Below are 16357 nucleotides of genomic sequence, written 5' to 3' on the forward strand. Positions count from 1 at the left end.
GATGACGACGATCGGGTCAGACAACCTCACCAACGGGCCGGGCAAGCCGGAACGGTTCGGAGGCAAGTACCGGGGAGCACGCCGGGACACCGTCCTCACCGAGGTGGTGTCGACCGACACCGAGATCGGTGGCCGGGAGGCCCCGGCCGCCCCGCCGGAGCAGGCCGGTCCACCGCTCTCCCTGCCCTCGCTGGATCCCAACCCGCTCACCGAGCCGTCGTTCCCGCCCGGTGCCTGGTCGGTGGAGCCGGCCGAGTCGTTGGTCGACCATCCGCTGCTGCGCGGGCTGCTGATGGAGTTGCCGCCGAAGGGCAGCGTCCCGCCGCCCGGCTGGCTCGACCGGTGGTTCGAGGCGACCCGGGCGATCCTGGAACTGCTATACGTGCAGGGGCCCGGCCGCTCGCGCTGATGCGGGCCGGGCCGGCGCGGCCCGCTCGACGAACCGGTTGTGCCGCAGGGCGTGGCGTACGCCGATGGCGGCGACGCCCAGCACGCCCACGGTGATCGCCGGGCCGGTCACGCCGGGCCCGAACAGCAGGCCCGGTGCGCTCGCCGTGACCACCGCGGGCAGGATCGCCAGGCCGGTGACCTGCACCGGGAGCCCGATCAGCGGGTGTGCGGCGGAGGCCCGCAGGCCGTGCGGCGACGGGGTGTCCGGCGCCGAGGAGAGCGCGACCGCGCCTGCCCGCAGCCGGCGTACCCGGCGCACCGTGCAGGCGGCGACCACGAGCGCGGGGACGGCGGCGAGGGTGAGCCCGGCGGCCGCCCGGTCCGCCGGGGCCGCGCCGGCGCTGGAGAGGCCCGCGACCAGCACGGCGGCCGTCAGCCCCAGGCCGGTCGACGTCAGCGCGAGCACCCACCCGGTACGCCGGCGCAGGGCGCGGGCGTGGTCCAGCCGGGGCAGCCCGTCCGCGAGCCAGCCGGCGACGAGCCAGACGGCGGTCAGCGGCAGCAGCACGGTGAGGTGGATCTCCATGACGGACAGCCTTGCCCGTTCTCGACGACCGTGAATCCGGGCAGGTCCCGGGTTCGTCCCGCAGTCGCCTCCCCTAGGGGCCATCTTCCCGATGTTATGGGGAAGTCGACATGTTTGAATTCACGTGAGCGTCCCCCTACTCTCAGCTTGATCGGCATTCATCGATTCACTCGTCACGAACAGTTGGACGGTCGGTGCCGGTCGGAGGGAGTAGAAGATGGGTCTTCCACGCAGGTCCGTACTCGTCGGGGTGGCCACGCTGGCCATGGTGGCGACCGCCACGCCCGCCATGGCCGCCGAACCGGTGGGCACGATCCGCGCCGCGGGCGGTGCCACCGCAGTGGCCGACAGCTACATCGTCGTCTTCAAGGACAGCTCGGTCGCCAGCAGCAGCGTCGGTGGCACCGCGCAGCGGCTGGTCGGCCGGCACGGCGGCTCCGTCGCCCGCACCTACGGCGCCGCGCTGCGCGGCTTCGAGGTCCGGGTCGGCGCCAGGGCCGCCGCCCGCATCGCGGCGGACCCCGCCGTGGCGTACGTCGAGCAGAACCACACGGTCTCCATCGCCGGCACCCAGACCAACCCGCCCTCCTGGGGCCTGGACCGGATCGACCAGCGCGCCCTGCCGCTGAACAGCTCCTACACGTACCCGAACACGGCGAGCAACGTGCACGCCTACATCATCGACACCGGCATCCGGTTCAGCCACAGCGACTTCGGCGGCCGGGCGGTCTCCGGCTACGACGCCGTCGACGGCGGCTCGGCCGACGACTGCAACGGGCACGGCACGCACGTCGCCGGCACCGTCGGTGGCTCGGCGTACGGGGTCGCCAAGGGCGTCCGGCTGGTCGGCGTACGGGTGCTGAACTGCCAGGGCAGCGGCACGAACGCCGGCGTCATCGGCGGCGTCGACTGGGTGACCGCCAACGCGGTCAAGCCGGCCGTGGCCAACATGAGCCTCGGCGGCGGCGCGAACACCTCGCTCGACACCGCGGTGCGCAACTCGATCAACTCGGGCGTGAGCTACGGCCTGGCGGCCGGCAACGACTCCGGCGGCAACGCCTGCAACACCTCGCCCGCCCGGACCGCCGAGGGCATCACCGTCGGTTCGACGACCAACACCGACGCCCGGTCGTCGTTCTCGAACATCGGCACCTGCCTGGACATCTTCGCGCCCGGCTCGTCGATCACCTCCGCGTGGCACACCAACGACACCTCCACCAACACGATCAGCGGCACCTCGATGGCGACCCCGCACGTCGTGGGCGCGGCGGCCCTGGTGGCCAGCGCCAACCCGGCCTGGACGCCGCAGCAGGTCCGCGACTACCTGGTCAACAACGCGACCAGCAACGTGGTGACCAACCCGGGCACCGGCTCGCCCAACAAGCTGCTGTACGTCGTGAACGGCGACACCCCGCCGACCAACGACTTCTCCGTCTCGGTCTCGCCGACCTCCGGCTCGACCGCGCCGGGTGGCTCGGTGACCACCACGGTCGCCACCGCCACCACCAACGGCTCCGCCCAGTCGGTGAGCCTGTCGGCCAGCGGCCTGCCGTCCGGGGCCACCGCCTCGTTCAGCCCGGCCACCGTCACCTCGGGTGGCTCCTCGACGCTGACCGTCAGCACCTCGGCGAGCACCCCGCCCGGCACCTACCCGGTGACCGTGACGGGCACCGCAACCTCGGGCAGCCGGACCGCGACCTACTCGCTGACGGTCACCGGCACCGGTGGCGGCGGCTGCTCCGGCACCAACGGCACCGACGTCGCGATCCCGGACACGGGCGCCACGGTCAGCAGCTCGATCGTGATCTCCGGCTGCGCCCGCAACGCCTCGTCGGCCTCCACCGTCGCGGTGAACATCGTGCACACCTACCGCGGTGACCTCGTCGTCGACCTGGTCGCCCCGGACGGCTCGTCCTACCGGCTGAAGAACAGCAGCTTCTGGGACGGCACGGACAACATCAACACCACCTACACGGCGAACCTGTCGAGCGAGGCGGCGAACGGCACCTGGCAGCTGCGGGTGCGTGACGTCTACTCGGGCGACACCGGCTACATCAACACCTGGACCCTCACCCTCTAACCCCGTGCAAGGAAGGGCCCCTTCCTATCGCTATAGCGATAGGAAGGGGCCCTTCCTAACATCTGGGCGGCGTCTAGACCGCGAAACTGGTGGGGCGCTCGGTGGCCGGGGCCGGCGGCCTCGCCTTCCACAGCCCCGTCTTCTGCCCTGCGAGCCGGGTCAGGTAGGCCGGGTTGAGGATCACGTAGCGTCGCCAGAGCCGCTTCGGCTCCAGGCCGAGGCGCCAGAACCACTCCAGGCCGGCCCGCTGCATCCACGGCGGGGGCTGACGCAGCAGCCCGGCGTGGTAGTCGAAGGCCGCCCCGACCGCCATCAGCGGCATGTCCAGCAGCGGCCGCATGGCGTACGTGAAGACCTCCTGGCGCGGGCAGCCCAGCCCGACCAGCACGAGCCGGGCCCCACTGGACCTGATCCGGTCGGCGATCTCGACGTCCTCGCCCGGCTGCACCGCCCGGAACTTGGACGGCTCCACCCCGGCGATCTTCAGCGCCGGGAACATCCGTTCCAGCGCCGGGATCAGCCTGGCCAGGGTCTCCTCGGTCGACCCGTAGAGGTAGACCGGCAGCCCCTCGTCGGCGAACCGGGCGAGCACGTGCAGGGTCAGGTTCGGGCCGTAGACCCGGTCGGTCAGCCCCGCGCCGTGCAGCAGGTTGAGCGCCCAGCGCACCGGCTGGCCGTCGGGGGTGACCACGTCGAAGGAGTTCAGCCGGGCGTTGTGCGCCGGGTCGAGCACCCCGGTCATCACGCCGTGCACGGCCAGCGCCGTCAGCGCCAGCGGGCGGCGCTCCTGCGCGGCGGCCACCACCTGCTCGGTCGCCGCGGCGTAGTCGGTGGCGTCGACCAGGACCCCGAGGACGTTCCGCTTGCCCTTGCCGGTCATGCGCCCGGCACCCACTTGTCCACGTTGGCCTCGTAGATCTCCCGCATGATCATGGGCACGTCGTAGACCTGCTTCCACTCGGGGTAGTCGGCCTGGAATGCCTCGTTCGAGCCGATCCACCACTTGTGGTCGCCGATCCGGTTGGCCTCGACGTACTCGGTGATCATCTCCTGGCCGGTGATCTGCTCGGCGAGCGCGAACGCCTCACGGTTGGAGGTGTTCGAGTGTCGCCCGCCGCCGAGGTTGTAGACCGCCGCCGAGCGCGGGTTGCGGAAGAACGCCTCGAACGCGGAGACCACGTCCGAGCTGTGGATGGCGTCGCGGACCTGCTTGCCCTGGTAACCGAAGATCTTGTAGGTGCGGCGCTCCATGTTGGCGCGCATCACGTAGCCGAGGAAGCCGTGCAACTCCGTGGCGGAGTGCGCGGGGCCGGTCAGCGTGCCGCCCCGGAAGCAGGCCGTCCGCATACCGAAGTAGCGGCCGTACTCCTGCACCATGACGTCGGCCGCGACCTTGGAGGCACCGAAGATCGAATGCAGGCAGGCGTCGATGGACATGTCCTCACGGATGCCCTGCTCGTACGGGTGCCCCGGCTCGATCTCCCAGCGGGACTCCAACTCGACCAGCGGCAGGCTGTTCGGCCGGTCGCCGTAGACCTTGTTGGTGGAGCAGTGGACGACCGGCGCCTCGGCGCAGTGCTCGCGCACGTTCTGCAGGACGTTGAGCGTGCCGGCGGCGTTCACGTCGAAGTCGGTGAACGGGTCGCGCACCGCCCAGTCGTGCGACGGCTGGGCGGCGGTGTGGATCACCACGGCGACGTCGGTGCCGTACCGCTTGAACAGCTTGGCCAGCGCGGCCCGGTCCCGGATGTCGATGCTGTGGTGTGAGTACGCGGGCCCCAGCTCGTCGGTCAGCCGGCGGACGTTCCACGCGGTGGACGCCTCCTCGCCGAAGAACTCCTGCCGCATGTCGTTGTCGATGCCGACGACCTCGAGACCGAGGCCGGCGAAGTGCCGGACCGCCTCGGAGCCGATCAGACCGCCCGAGCCGGTCACGAACGCGACACTCACACGCCACTCCTGGTCCGTCGGAGGCAGAAACCATCGGAGCATAGCGTGACGTACGGCACGCCCCGATACGGCGCGAGGGCCCCGCATCGCTGCGGAGCCCTCGCGTATTGGTGGGGAAGGGGGGAGTTGAACCCCCACGCCCTTTCGGGCACACGGACCTGAACCGTGCGCGTCTGCCATTCCGCCACTTCCCCGTGGCTTGACCTCGAACACTGTAGTCTGTGCCGGTCCTGCCGTCTCCAGCGGGCCCCGGACATCCTACGCGGTCCGTGATCGTTGCGTCGATTGGTTACCGTCCGAGGAGCGGTTACCGTTCGTGGCGCACGAAAGAGTAGCACGGCATTATCGGCCCGTCCGAACGGGCCGCCGTCAGACGGCCGAGCGGCGTGTGAGCTGCGCGCGCGCCGGCCGGATACCATCATGTCCTCGGGACCCGAGGAGGAGCCGGTGAGCGTGCTGCAACGCTTCGAGAAGCGTCTGGAAGGCCTGGTCGAGGGGGCCTTCGCCAAGGTCTTCAAAGGGGTGGTCCACCCCGTGGAGATCCTCAACGCCATGCAGCGGGAGGCCGAGGCGCACAAGGCGATCCTGGCCGGTGGGCGCACGTTGGTGCCCAACCGCTACGTGATCGATCTCTCGCCCTACGACCACAGTCGTCTGGCGCCGTACGCCGCCGCGCTGGCCCAGGAGCTGGCCCAGTCGCAGGCGGAGTTCATCGGCGAGCAGGCCTGGACGGTCTACGGCGACGTGATCGTCGAGATCGAACGCGGCGAGGGGCTGGACACCGGGATGTTCCGGGTCACCGCCGAGGTCTACACCGGTGGCGAGGTCGCCCCGGTCTCGGCGCCCGGCTACGACGCGGGCCCGCCCGCCTACCCCGCGTACGACCAGGGCGGCGGCTACGGTCCTCCGCCCGGCCACGGCGGCGGCCGCAACGTGCGGCTGGTCTCCGGCGACGGGCGCACCTACCCGCTCCAGATGGGCTCGACCGTCATCGGCCGTGGCGACCAGGCCAACCTGCGGCTGCCCGACGTCGGGATCTCGCGGCGACACGCCCGGCTGGACTTCGACGGCGGTCAGGTCGTGCTGACCGATCTCGGGTCGACCAACGGCACCATGGTCAACGGCCAGCGGGTCTCCGCCGTCGCCCTCAACCCGGGCGACATGATCCAGCTCGGCACCACGACGCTGACCTTCCGCGTGGACGGCTGACCCGCCTTGCCGGAGCTCGTCATCACCGTCGCCCGGTTCGGGTTCCTCATCCTGCTGTGGATCTTCGTGTTCACGGTGGTCGGCGTGATCCGCCGGGACCTCTTCGCGGGCGCCCGGTCGAGCCGGCTGGTGGCCGCCCCCCGGGCGGTCGGCGCGTCCCTCGGCCAGGCGGCGAAACCGGCGAAGGCGAAGCGGGGCAGGGCGGCGCACCAGCTCGTGGTGACCGCCGGCCAGCTGGCGGGGACCCGGATCACCCTCGGCGAAGCGCAGATCACCATCGGCCGGGCCGAGGATTCCACCCTCGTCATCACCGACGACTACGCCTCGGCACGCCATGCCCGTCTGATGCCGCGCGACGGCCAGTGGTTCGTCGAGGACCTCGGCTCGACTAACGGCACCTACCTGGATCGCGCTAAGGTCACCGGACCAACCCCCGTCCCCCTCGGCGTGCCGATCCGGATCGGCCGCACTTCTCTCGAATTACGGCCATGACTCTGACCCTGCGCTATGCGGCCCACAGCGACCGCGGTCTGATCCGAGACGGTAATCAGGATTCCGTCTACGCCGGACCGCGGCTTCTCGCCGTCGCCGACGGCATGGGCGGCATGGCCGCCGGTGACGTCGCCAGCAACATCGTCATCGGTGCCATGGCGCCGCTCGACGAGGACGTCCCCGGTGACGCCCTCGTCGACGCGCTGCGTTCGGCCGTGGGCACCGCCAACCAGCAGCTCCGCGACACCGTGGACGCCAACCCTCAGCTGGAGGGGATGGGCACCACGCTCACCGCGACCCTCTTCTCCGGCAGCAAGCTGGGCATGGTCCACATCGGTGACTCGCGGGCCTACCTCCTGCGCAACGGCGAGTTCGCGCAGATCACCAAGGACGACACCTACGTCCAGATGCTCGTCGACGAGGGCCGGATCAGCGCCGAGGAGGCGAGCAGCCACCCGCAGCGGTCGCTGCTCACCCGCGCGCTCGACGGCCGCGACATCGACCCGGAATACAGCGTCCGCCAGGTGCTGACCGGCGACCGCTACCTGATCTGCAGCGACGGCCTCTCGGGTGTGGTCAGCGCCGACACCATCGGCGAGACGATGCGCGAGTACGCCGACCCGCAGCAGTGCGTCGAGCGGCTGGTGCAGCTCGCCCTGCGCGGCGGCGGCCCGGACAACATCACCGTGATCATCGCGGACGCCACGGACCAGGACATCGTCGAGGCGAGCCCGATCGTCGGCGGCGCCGCCGCCCGGGACCGGGGCATGGCGACCTCCGCCGACGTCTCCACGCCGGCTGCCCGCGCGTCCGCCCTCTCCGCGCCCCGGCCACCGGCCCCCGAAGAGCCGTCGGCCGGTGCCGACGACGAGCCGGAACGCCCGAGGCGACGGCCGGTGCGGGCCGCCGCGATCTCGGTGGCACTGCTGGTCCTCGTGGGCGGCGCCGTCTTCGGCGGCTGGAGCTACACCCAGCGGCAGTACTACGTCGGCGCGACCGAGAACGGCCAGGTCGCGGTGTTCCGGGGCATCCAGGGCGAGATCGCCGGCATGGACCTGTCGACCGTGCACTCCACCAGCCCGGCCGACCTGGAGGACCTGACGCTGGCCGCCCAGGAGCAGGTCAAGCAGGGCATCCCGGCCAAGAGCAAGCCCGATGCCGAGCGTCGACTGGCCGAGCTGACCAGCGACGACCCGATGAACCCGAACCTCAAGCCGATCTGCCCGCCGAGCCCGAGCCCGAGCCCGAGCGCCGTGGCCGTCACCACCACCCCGACGCCGACCGTCGGGCCGGTGTCGCCCGCCCCGACCGCCGGCGCGAGCGCCCCGGTCAGCGGCCGACCGGGCATGCCGGCCGCGCCGACCACCACGCCCGACGCCCCGCCCTCCGACACCGACTCGCCGGCGCTCGACCCCGCCGCGTGCCGGTCGCCGGAGTAGGCGCGGCTCGATCCGAGGACGTTCCGTGACCGCAGCGGCCCTTCCGGCACCCTCGCCCGCCACCACGGGCGAGCAGCCCGGCGTACGCCTGGCCCGGTCCAGGCGCAACGCCGAGTTGTCGCTGCTGCTGGTCGCCATGGTGCTGGTGGCGGCCTATGGCGCGATGGTCGAGGCGAAGGTGCTCGACACGATCACGGCCGACTTCTGGATGCCGGCCGCCGCGGTCACCGCCGTGTTCCTCGGCCTGCACCTGGTGATCCGGTTCCTGGCGCCCTTCGCCGACCCGGCCCTGCTGCCGGCGGTCGCCCTGCTCAACGGGCTCGGGGTGGGCTTCCTGCGCCGGCTCGACCTGGGCAGCGCGCCACCCGCCGAGCGGGAGGACCTGGCCATCTTCGCCGGCACGGGCGGCCGGCAGCTCGCCTGGACGCTCGCCTCGGTCGTCCTCGCCGCCGGGCTGCTCGCGCTCATGCGGGACCACCGCTCGGTGTCCCGCTACGCATACACCCTCGGGTTGGCCGGCATCGTGCTGGTGATGATCCCGGCGGTGCTGCCCAGCCGCTTCTCCGAGATCAACGGCGCGAAGCTGTGGGTCCGGGTCGGGGGCTTCTCCATCCAGCCCGGCGAGTTCGCCAAGCTGGCCCTGCTGGTCTTCTTCGCCTACTACCTGGTGCGCAAGCGCGAGGTGTTGTCGCTGGCCAGCCGCCGGTTCCTCGGCATCGACTTCCCGCGTGGGCGCGACCTCGGCCCGGTGGTCGTGGTCTGGCTGATCAGCGTCCTGGTCCTCGTCTTCGAGAAGGACCTCGGCACCTCGCTGCTCTACTTCGGCATGTTCGTGGTGACGCTCTACATCGCCACCGAGCGGGTCAGTTGGCTGCTCATCGGTCTGGTGCTCTTCTTCGGCGGCGTCTACCTGGCGTACGTGCTCGGGGAGGTGGTCGGCGGGCCGTTCGCCAACTTCTACCTGCGCGCGCAGATCTGGCTGGACCCGTTCGCCGACCCGTACAACGATGGCTACCAGCTCGTGCAGGGGCTGCTCGCGCTCGGCACGGGCGGCCTGTTCGGCGCGGGCCCGGGCGGCGGCCAGCCGGGCCTGCTGCCCGAGGTGCAGAACGACTTCATCTTCGCCGGCATCGGCGAGGAGATCGGGCTCTTCGGCCTGTCCGCGCTGCTCGTCGTCTACCTGCTGATCGTCGAGCGGGGGCTGCGGGCCGCGCTGGCCGTACGCGACTCGTTCGGCAAGCTGCTGGCCGGCGGCCTGGCCTTCACCCTCGGGCTCCAGGTCTTCGTGATCGTCGGCGGGATCAGCAAGCTCATCCCGCTGACCGGCCAGACCACTCCGTTCCTCTCCGCCGGCGGTTCCTCGTTGATGGCCAACTGGCTGCTCATCGCGGTCCTGCTCCGGATCTCCGACGGCGCCCGACGGCCCGTCACCGGCGGTGGCGGCAAGGCGGCCCGACCGTCCGGCGGTCCACCGGAGCAGCTACACGGTGCCCCCACGGAGGTGATCAGGCCGTGAACGCACCCCTGCGCCGCGTCGGCATCGTCGTCATGGTTCTCTTCGGCCTGCTCTTCGCGAACCTGAACTGGATCCAGGCCTACAAGGCCGACGAGTACCGCACCAGCGACTACAACGGTCGGGTCCAGGTCGCCGAGTACGAGCGCCGGCGCGGCAACATCGAGGCCGGCGGCACCGCCTTCGCGCTCAGCAAGGAGACCGACGGCGAGCTGAAGTTCCAGCGGGCCTACCCGGGCGGGGCCAGGTACGCACACGTGCTCGGCTACAAGCCGGTCAACCTCGCCGAGACCGGCATCGAGAAGTTCGAGAACGACTTCCTGGCCGGCACCAGCGACCAGCTCATCGCCAACCGGGTCAAGGACATGTTCACCGGCGACGAGACCGGTGGCGGCAACGTGCTGCTCACGATCTCCAAGGGCGCCCAGAACACCGCGTTCGAGCAGTTGCGCAACAACCGCCGCAACGCCTCCAAGGGTGCGGCGATCGCCATCGACCCGCGTACCGGGGCGGTGCAGGCGCTGGTCTCCCTGCCCAGCTTCGACCCCAACCCGCTGGTCAGCCACAGCAGCAACGAGGCCACGGCCGCGTTCAACAAGCTGGAGCAGGACCCGGAGGGCCCGCTGAAGAACCGGGCCCTCGGCGAGGTGCTGCCACCGGGCTCCACCTTCAAGATCGTGGTGGCCGCCGCGGCGCTGGAGAACGGCGTCGGTCAGGACACCCGGATCCCGGCCGGAGCGAGCTGGACGCCGCCCACCTCGGGCTCCCCGATCCGCAACGCGGCGCCGTCGATCTGCCCCGAGGACGAGGTCACCCTGATGAACGCGGTGACCGAGTCGTGCAACACGGGCTTCGCGCAGCTCGGTGTCCGGCTCGGCGCGGACAAGATCAAGGAGAAGGCCCGTCAGTTCGGCTTCGAGCAGGAGGACCTCACCGTCGGCCACCTCAACGAGGGCGGCCACCCGGTGGCGGCGAGCCGGGCCGGGGCCATGCAGAACCCGGACGGCAGCACCGACCCGGCCGCGTTGGCGCAGTCCTCGATCGGCCAGAACAACGTGCGGATGACCCCGCTCCAGGGCGCCATGATCGCCGCGTCGGTGGCCAACGGCGGCAGCCAGATGCGACCGTACCTGGTCCGCCAGTGGCTCGGCCCGGACCGCACCACCAGCCACTACACGGCCAAGCCGAAGGAGCTGCGGCAGCCGGTCAGCGGTCAGGTCGCCAGCGATCTGCGGGAGATGATGGTCAGCGTCGTCGAGAACGGCACCGGCCGCAACGCCCGGATCGACGGTTACACCGTCGGCGGCAAGACCGGCACGGCCGACGTTCGTCCCGGCGTTCCGGCCCACTCGTGGTTCGTCGGCTTCGCGATGGACAAGAACGGCAACCCGGTCTCCGCGGTCTGCGTCCTGCTGGAGAACGGCGGCGACGGCGGCAGCGCCGAGGCGGCCCGGATCGCCGGGCAGATCATGCGTGCCGCCATCGCCGACCCGGGAGGCCGCTGACATGCTGAGCCCGGGGGTGCAGCTCGGCAACCGCTACCGCCTGGACGAGCGGATCGCCAGCGGCGGCATGGGTGACGTCTGGCGCGGCACCGACCAGGTGCTCGGCCGTACGGTCGCCGTCAAGAGCCTGCTCCCGGCGCTGCTCGACGACCCCGACTTCGCCGAGCGCTTCCGCGGCGAGGCCCGCACCATGGCCACGATCAACCACCCGGGCGTGGTCGACGTCTACGACTTCGGCAACGACCAGCAGATCGCCTTCCTGGTCATGGAGTACGTCGAGGGCGACGCGCTGTCGGCCACCCTGGCCCGGGTCGGCCGGCTCACCCCGGCCCGCACGATGGCGCTGGTCGCCCAGGCGGCCGACGCGCTGCACGCCGCGCACGTGAAGGGCATCGTGCACCGGGACGTGAAGCCCGGCAACCTGCTGGTCCGGCCCAACGGCACCCTCGTGCTGACCGACTTCGGCATCGCCCGCTCGGAGCTGGTCGCCCAGCTCACGGCGGCCGGCTCGGTGCTCGGCACCGCCTCGTACATCTCCCCGGAGCAGGCCACCGGCGGGGTCGCCACGCCCGCGTCCGACGTCTACGCGCTCGGCGTGGTGGCCTACCAGTGCCTCGCCGGCCGACGCCCCTTCGAAGGCGACAACCCCCTCGAGATCGCCATGCGGCACGTGCGGGAGGCGCCCCGTCCGCTGCCCGCCGACATTCCGCCGCAGGTCCGGGCGGTGGTCGAGCGGGCCCTCGCGAAGGACCCGGGGGCACGCTGGCCGAGCGCCGCCACGCTGGCGGGGGTCGCCCGTCAGCTCAAGGCCCAGCTCTCCCAGCAGGCCCGGGCCGCCGGCCAACCCATCTCCGCCGCCCCGGCGTCGCCGGCCGCGCCGCCCGGCCGCGCCCAGGTGCCGCCGCCGCGTCCGCCGGCGTCGCCCCACCGGCCGCCCGCCACCGCGCAGCCGCCGCGTCCGCCCATGACGGCCCACCGGCCGCCGATGGCGAACCCCCGGCCGGCCGCCGCGCCGCACCGCCCCACGTCGGTCGCGCCCGCCGCGCCGGCTCAGCACCCCCAGATGGCGCCGGCGGGCTACCCCCGAGGCGCGGCGCCCGTGCCGCAGCCCCGGCCGATGCCGTACGCGGGACACCCGGTCCCGCCGCCACACCAGCCGGGCGGGCAGCGGGGCCGGCCCGGGATGGTGTTCCTCGCCATCCTCGTGGCCGTACTGGTCGTCGTCTGCTCCGGCGTGATTTCCTACAACGTGCGGGGGAGCTCGAATTCGGGTGCGGCCACGTCGCGGACGGTGACGTCCGGCGCGCTGTGGTCCGACGGACGCGACGATCCGACCGGAACGTCGTACCGTCGACAGGAACTGCCCCGGTCGGGCGGCGACGAGACGACGAGCGAAGGACGAGAGACGCGATGACAGCGCAGGCCCGCCTGCTCGGTGGCAGGTACCAGGTCGGCGAGCTGCTCGGCTACGGCGGTATGGCCGAGGTGCACCGCGGTCGCGATCTCCGGCTCGGTCGGGACGTCGCGATCAAGATGCTCCGCACCGACCTCGCCCGGGACGCCACCTTCCAGATGCGGTTCCGCCGGGAGGCGCAGAACGCCGCGTCCCTCAACCACCCCGCGATCGTCGCCGTCTACGACACCGGCGAGGAGACCGCGCCCACCGGCGAGACCCTCCCGTTCATCGTGATGGAGTTCGTCAACGGGCGGACCCTCAAGGAGGTGCTGGGCGTCGAGGGGCGGCTGCAGCCGCGCCGGGCGCTGGAGATCTGCGCCGACACGTGCGCGGCCCTGGAGTTCAGCCACCGGCACGGCATCATCCACCGCGACATCAAGCCCGGCAACGTGATGCTCACCCAGACCGGCCAGGTCAAGGTGATGGACTTCGGCATCGCGCGGGCGCTGGCCAGCGGCGCCACCACCATGACCCAGACGAGCGCGGTCATCGGTACGGCGCAGTACCTGTCGCCGGAGCAGGCGCGCGGCGAGGCGGTCGACGCCCGCTCCGACGTCTACGCCGCCGGCTGCGTGCTCTTCGAGCTGGTCTGCGGGCACCCCCCGTTCGTCGGCGACAGCCCGGTCAGCGTGGCCTACCAGCACGTGCGGGAGGCGCCGCCGACCCCGAGCGACATCAACCCGGACGTCAACCCCGCGGTCGACGCCATCGTGCTCAAGGCGCTGTCGAAGAACCCGCTCAACCGCTACCAGAGCGCCGGCGAGATGCGGGCCGACCTGCTCCGCGCAGCCGCCGGCCGTCCGGTGATGGCGACTCCGGTGCTGACGCAGGAGGAGACGACGCAGCTCGCCCCGGCCGCCGCCGGCTACGCGGGAACCCCCGGCGCCCCGCAGACCCGGCAGATGCCGGCCCGGGTCGGCGACCCGCGCCGACGCAAGGCGTCCTCCTGGCTGATCGCGACGTTCGCCGCGGTGGGTGTCCTCGCGGTGATCGCCCTGGCCGCCGCCCTGCTGAGCCAGCGTGGCGGCGACGAGCGGGTCACGGTGCCCACGGTGACCGGCCTGACCCAGCAGGAGGCGTTCGCCCGGATCGAGCAGGCCAACCTGGTGCCCAAGGAGGGCGAGCAGGTCTTCAACGCCACCTGCAAGAAGGGCGAGGTGGTCAACCAGGCCCCGCCCGCCAACTCCCCGCTGGAACCGGACCGGGAGGTCGTCGTCCAGGTCTGCGGTGGCGTGGAGATGAAGGCCATTCCGTCGGACCTTGCCGGCTCCACCTACGAGAGCGCGAAGAACCGGCTTGAGGCGGCCGGCTTCAAGGTGGACAAGAAGGAGAAGGACGACGCCGAGAAGGAGGGCATCGTCCTCTCGGTGTCGCCCGATGAGGGCAAGCAGGTCGCCGTTGACAGCGTGGTCACCCTGACCGTCTCCAAGGGCAACGTCGGCAAGGTGCCCAACGTGGTCGGCGACAGCGAGGACGACGCCAAGGAAGAGCTGGACGAGGCGGGCTACAAGTTCGACGTCAAGCAGGGCCGCGAGGTGCCGCCGGAAGAGGCCGGCCGCGTCACTAAGCAGGACCCGCCGGCCGGGAGCAACCTCGCCAGAGGCAAGACCGTGACGATCGTGGTCACCGTGCCGCAGGCCGAGCCGACGCCCACCGACTCGCCGAGCCCGACGCCCAGCACCACGCCGACCACCCCCGGCGACGGCGGCGACGGTGGCGGCGGGGGTCTCCCGCTGCCGACCACCCCGCCGATCCGGCTGCCCGAGCGCTGACCCGCCCGTGAGCGCGGCGGACCCGACCGGGCGGCGCCCAGCGGATGCCGCCGGTCAGGGCCCTGTGGATGCCGCCGGGCAGCATCGTTCTGTCGCCGCCGGGCGGCGCCCTCCACCTGTCGGCGACTACGACGACGGACGGCCGGCGACCGGCGCGGCGGACCGGACGAACCGGTGGCGGCGTCGCCTCATTCGCGCGACGGCCCTGGGCCTGGTGGCGCTGCTCCTGGCCAGCCTCCCCTGGCTCTGGACGGCGACCGCCGCCCGGGGCCACCTGTACGGCGAGGCCGACGCGCCGGTCGCCGACGTCGTGATCGTCCTGGGTACGGCGGTGGCGGCGGACGGCCGTCAGCCGGGTGACCGGCTCGCCGGCCGCCTGGAGACCGCCGCCGCACTGGTGAAGGGCGGACAGGCCCGCGTGGTCCTCGTGTCGGGCGACGGGGGCGGCACGTCCGGCGACGAGCCGGCGGCGATGACCGCCCACCTGACCGAGCGCCTCGGTGTCGATCCGCGTCGCGTCGTCGCCGACCCGTACGGCCTGGACACCTACGACACCTGCGCCCGGGCACGCGACGTGTACGGCGTCCAGCGCGCCCTGATCGTGACGCAGTCCTACCACCTGTCCCGCGCGGTGACGCTCTGCCGGCACCTCGGCCTCGACGTCGACGGGGTGGCCGCCCGCTGTCCCGGCTGCGGGTCCGCCCTGCTCTTCGGCAAGGCGGTCCGGGACTACCTCGCCAGCGGCAAGGCGGCCTGGGACGCGGTCCGGGACCGGCCGTCCGCGGTCCGCTCGCCCGCCGATCCGACGCTCCAGGACGCGCTCAGGGGCTGACGCCGCCCGGCTGCCGACCCGGTTGAGGGGCATCGTGCCGCCCAGAAGATCAGGTGGCGACGGGCCTGGCCGTGCTCGACCGGCCACACTCGCGCCGAATCCAGCAACGGGCGTCGGGTGGCGATCGTCGGACGAGTCCGCCGCGGGGGCCGGGGACGTAGCTGGGTGAGCGTACGGCGTCAGGCTCAGGCCGTGGCGAAGGCGGCGCGGCGGCGGGCATCCACCTCGGCGGCCAGCGCCGGGGCCCGCTCCAGCGCCTCCGGGTGGCCGCAGGCGGCGAGCCAGTTCGCCAGCATCAGGTGGCCGCCCTCGGTCAGCACCGACTCCGGATGGAACTGGACGCCCTCGATCGGCAGCGTACGGTGCCGCATCGCCATCACCACCCCGGCACCCGTCCAGCCGGTGACCTCCAGCTCCTCGGGCAGCGTCTCGGGCAGTACGGCGAGCGAGTGGTAGCGGGTGGCGGTGAACGGGTCCGGCAGGCCGGCGAGCACCCCGACGCCGTGGTGGCGGACCTCGGAGGTCTTGCCGTGCAGCAGCTCGGGGGCCCGGGTCACGGTGGCGCCGAAGGCCTCGCCGATCGCCTGGTGACCCAGGCAGACGCCGAAGATCGGCAGCTCGCCCGCGTACGTGCGGACGACGTCGAGGCAGATGCCGGCGCGGTCGGGGCTGCCGGGGCCGGGCGAGAGCAGGACGCCGGCCGCGCCGACCCTGCCCACCTCGGCGACCTCGATCTCGTCGTTGCGTCGAACCTCGCAGTCGACGCCGAGCTGGCCGAGGTACTGCACCAGGTTGAAGACGAACGAGTCGTAGTTGTCGATCACCAGGACACGCATCAGGGGCTCACTCGTCCGGGGAGGCAGGCGGGGTGTTGTTCTGTTCGGTGTCGTACGGCAGGTCGTGCTCGTCGCCGGTCGGGGCGTCGTCGCCCTCCCCACCGCCCGGCACCGCGTCACTGCCGGGGTCGCCGGAGTCCTGGGTGACCTGCACGTCGTCGAAGGGCAGCAGGGGCTCGGCCCACGGGAAGACCACGTACCAGAGCAGGGCCACCATCGCGCTGGCGATCAGCAGGCTGCCGACGAGCTTGCCGGGCAGCCCGAAGGGGAGCTTGCGCCAGATCCAGGCGTACACCG

The 16357-nt window shown here is 72.2% G+C and carries 15 protein-coding genes and 1 tRNA gene; 10 read left to right on the top strand and 6 right to left on the bottom strand.

The window, feature by feature from the left end; genetic code table 11:
* The first annotated feature begins 1 nt into the window (after position 1).
* Positions 2-409, top strand: coding sequence for a hypothetical protein (locus tag KBX06_RS13410; RefSeq protein ID WP_210834833.1), 408 nt, complete (start codon positions 2-4; stop codon positions 407-409).
* Here KBX06_RS13410 and KBX06_RS13415 read toward each other — a convergent pair.
* On the bottom strand, positions 377-976 hold the full coding sequence (locus KBX06_RS13415; RefSeq protein ID WP_210834834.1) for a hypothetical protein: 600 nt from the start codon (positions 974-976) through the stop codon (positions 377-379). The genes KBX06_RS13410 and KBX06_RS13415 overlap by 33 nt on opposite strands.
* A gap of 217 nt (positions 977-1193) precedes the next feature.
* On the opposite strand from KBX06_RS13415, the gene KBX06_RS13420 reads away from it, so the two are divergent.
* Positions 1194-3056 carry a S8 family serine peptidase gene (locus KBX06_RS13420; protein WP_210834835.1) on the top strand — a complete coding sequence of 621 codons (1863 nt, stop codon included), beginning with the start codon at positions 1194-1196 and terminating at the stop codon, positions 3054-3056.
* A gap of 73 nt (positions 3057-3129) precedes the next feature.
* On the opposite strand, the gene KBX06_RS13425 is transcribed toward KBX06_RS13420, so the two are convergent.
* The 3 genes from KBX06_RS13425 to KBX06_RS13435 form a co-directional block, all read right to left on the bottom strand.
* The gene (locus KBX06_RS13425; RefSeq protein ID WP_210834836.1) at positions 3130-3936 is read right to left on the bottom strand and encodes a WecB/TagA/CpsF family glycosyltransferase; all 807 of its coding nucleotides are present in this window, start codon (positions 3934-3936) and stop codon (positions 3130-3132) included.
* Complete coding sequence (locus KBX06_RS13430; protein WP_210834837.1) at positions 3933-5048, bottom strand: NAD-dependent epimerase/dehydratase family protein; 1116 nt, start codon at positions 5046-5048, stop codon at positions 3933-3935. The genes KBX06_RS13425 and KBX06_RS13430 overlap by 4 nt, the downstream gene beginning before the upstream one ends.
* A gap of 66 nt (positions 5049-5114) precedes the next feature.
* Positions 5115-5200, bottom strand: a tRNA-Leu gene (locus KBX06_RS13435).
* A 226-nt stretch (positions 5201-5426) separates the two neighbouring features.
* On the opposite strand from KBX06_RS13435, the gene KBX06_RS13440 reads away from it, so the two are divergent.
* From KBX06_RS13440 to KBX06_RS13475, 8 genes are all read left to right on the top strand, one after another.
* Positions 5427-6215, top strand: a complete 789-nt coding sequence (locus KBX06_RS13440; RefSeq protein ID WP_088996759.1) for a DUF3662 and FHA domain-containing protein — start codon at positions 5427-5429, stop codon at positions 6213-6215.
* Between the two features lie 6 nt (positions 6216-6221).
* Positions 6222-6707, top strand: a complete 486-nt coding sequence (locus tag KBX06_RS13445) for an FHA domain-containing protein (protein ID WP_210834838.1) — start codon at positions 6222-6224, stop codon at positions 6705-6707.
* Positions 6704-8146, top strand: coding sequence for a PP2C family serine/threonine-protein phosphatase (locus KBX06_RS13450; RefSeq protein ID WP_210834839.1), 1443 nt, complete (start codon positions 6704-6706; stop codon positions 8144-8146). The genes KBX06_RS13445 and KBX06_RS13450 overlap by 4 nt, the downstream gene beginning before the upstream one ends.
* 25 nt (positions 8147-8171) lie before the next feature.
* On the top strand, positions 8172-9662 hold the full coding sequence (locus KBX06_RS13455; protein WP_210834840.1) for an FtsW/RodA/SpoVE family cell cycle protein: 1491 nt from the start codon (positions 8172-8174) through the stop codon (positions 9660-9662).
* Entirely contained in the window at positions 9659-11164 is a 1506-nt protein-coding gene (locus KBX06_RS13460; protein ID WP_210834841.1) for a penicillin-binding protein 2, read from the top strand. The genes KBX06_RS13455 and KBX06_RS13460 overlap by 4 nt, the downstream gene beginning before the upstream one ends.
* Position 11165: 1 nt before the next feature.
* On the top strand, positions 11166-12578 hold the full coding sequence (locus tag KBX06_RS13465; RefSeq protein WP_210834842.1) for a serine/threonine-protein kinase: 1413 nt from the start codon (positions 11166-11168) through the stop codon (positions 12576-12578).
* Positions 12575-14392: a Stk1 family PASTA domain-containing Ser/Thr kinase gene (gene pknB / locus KBX06_RS13470; protein ID WP_210834843.1), complete on the top strand. Its 1818-nt coding sequence runs from the start codon at positions 12575-12577 to the stop codon at positions 14390-14392. The genes KBX06_RS13465 and pknB overlap by 4 nt, the downstream gene beginning before the upstream one ends.
* 214 nt (positions 14393-14606) lie before the next feature.
* Entirely contained in the window at positions 14607-15224 is a 618-nt protein-coding gene (locus tag KBX06_RS13475) for an ElyC/SanA/YdcF family protein (RefSeq protein ID WP_307854613.1), read from the top strand.
* A gap of 185 nt (positions 15225-15409) precedes the next feature.
* Here the strand turns inward: KBX06_RS13475 and KBX06_RS13480 are convergent, their stop codons facing one another.
* Both KBX06_RS13480 and KBX06_RS13485 read right to left on the bottom strand, forming a co-directional pair.
* Positions 15410-16060, bottom strand: coding sequence for an aminodeoxychorismate/anthranilate synthase component II (locus KBX06_RS13480; protein ID WP_210834845.1), 651 nt, complete (start codon positions 16058-16060; stop codon positions 15410-15412).
* 7 nt (positions 16061-16067) lie between these two features.
* On the bottom strand, positions 16068-16355 hold the full coding sequence (locus KBX06_RS13485) for a hypothetical protein (RefSeq protein ID WP_210834846.1): 288 nt from the start codon (positions 16353-16355) through the stop codon (positions 16068-16070).
* Positions 16356-16357: the final 2 nt, after the last annotated feature.

The organism is Micromonospora sp. C31, from assembly GCF_018070575.1.
GTDB lineage: Bacteria > Actinomycetota > Actinomycetes > Mycobacteriales > Micromonosporaceae > Micromonospora.

What these genes read in the sequence shown, in the direction of transcription:
- KBX06_RS13425 (WP_210834836.1), bottom strand. Translation starts at nt 3,936, where the DNA reads ATGACCGGCAAGGGCAAGCGGAACGTCCTCGGGGTCCTGGTCGACGCC.
- KBX06_RS13415 (WP_210834834.1), bottom strand. Translation starts at nt 976, where the DNA reads ATGGAGATCCACCTCACCGTGCTGCTGCCGCTGACCGCCGTCTGGCTC.
- KBX06_RS13440 (WP_088996759.1), top strand. Translation starts at nt 5,427, where the DNA reads ATGTCCTCGGGACCCGAGGAGGAGCCGGTGAGCGTGCTGCAACGCTTC.
- KBX06_RS13420 (WP_210834835.1), top strand. Translation starts at nt 1,194, where the DNA reads ATGGGTCTTCCACGCAGGTCCGTACTCGTCGGGGTGGCCACGCTGGCC.
- KBX06_RS13430 (WP_210834837.1), bottom strand. Translation starts at nt 5,048, where the DNA reads ATGCTCCGATGGTTTCTGCCTCCGACGGACCAGGAGTGGCGTGTGAGT.
- KBX06_RS13410 (WP_210834833.1), top strand. Translation starts at nt 2, where the DNA reads ATGACGACGATCGGGTCAGACAACCTCACCAACGGGCCGGGCAAGCCG.
- KBX06_RS13480 (WP_210834845.1), bottom strand. Translation starts at nt 16,060, where the DNA reads ATGCGTGTCCTGGTGATCGACAACTACGACTCGTTCGTCTTCAACCTG.
- KBX06_RS13465 (WP_210834842.1), top strand. Translation starts at nt 11,166, where the DNA reads ATGCTGAGCCCGGGGGTGCAGCTCGGCAACCGCTACCGCCTGGACGAG.
- pknB (WP_210834843.1), top strand. Translation starts at nt 12,575, where the DNA reads ATGACAGCGCAGGCCCGCCTGCTCGGTGGCAGGTACCAGGTCGGCGAG.
- KBX06_RS13450 (WP_210834839.1), top strand. Translation starts at nt 6,704, where the DNA reads ATGACTCTGACCCTGCGCTATGCGGCCCACAGCGACCGCGGTCTGATC.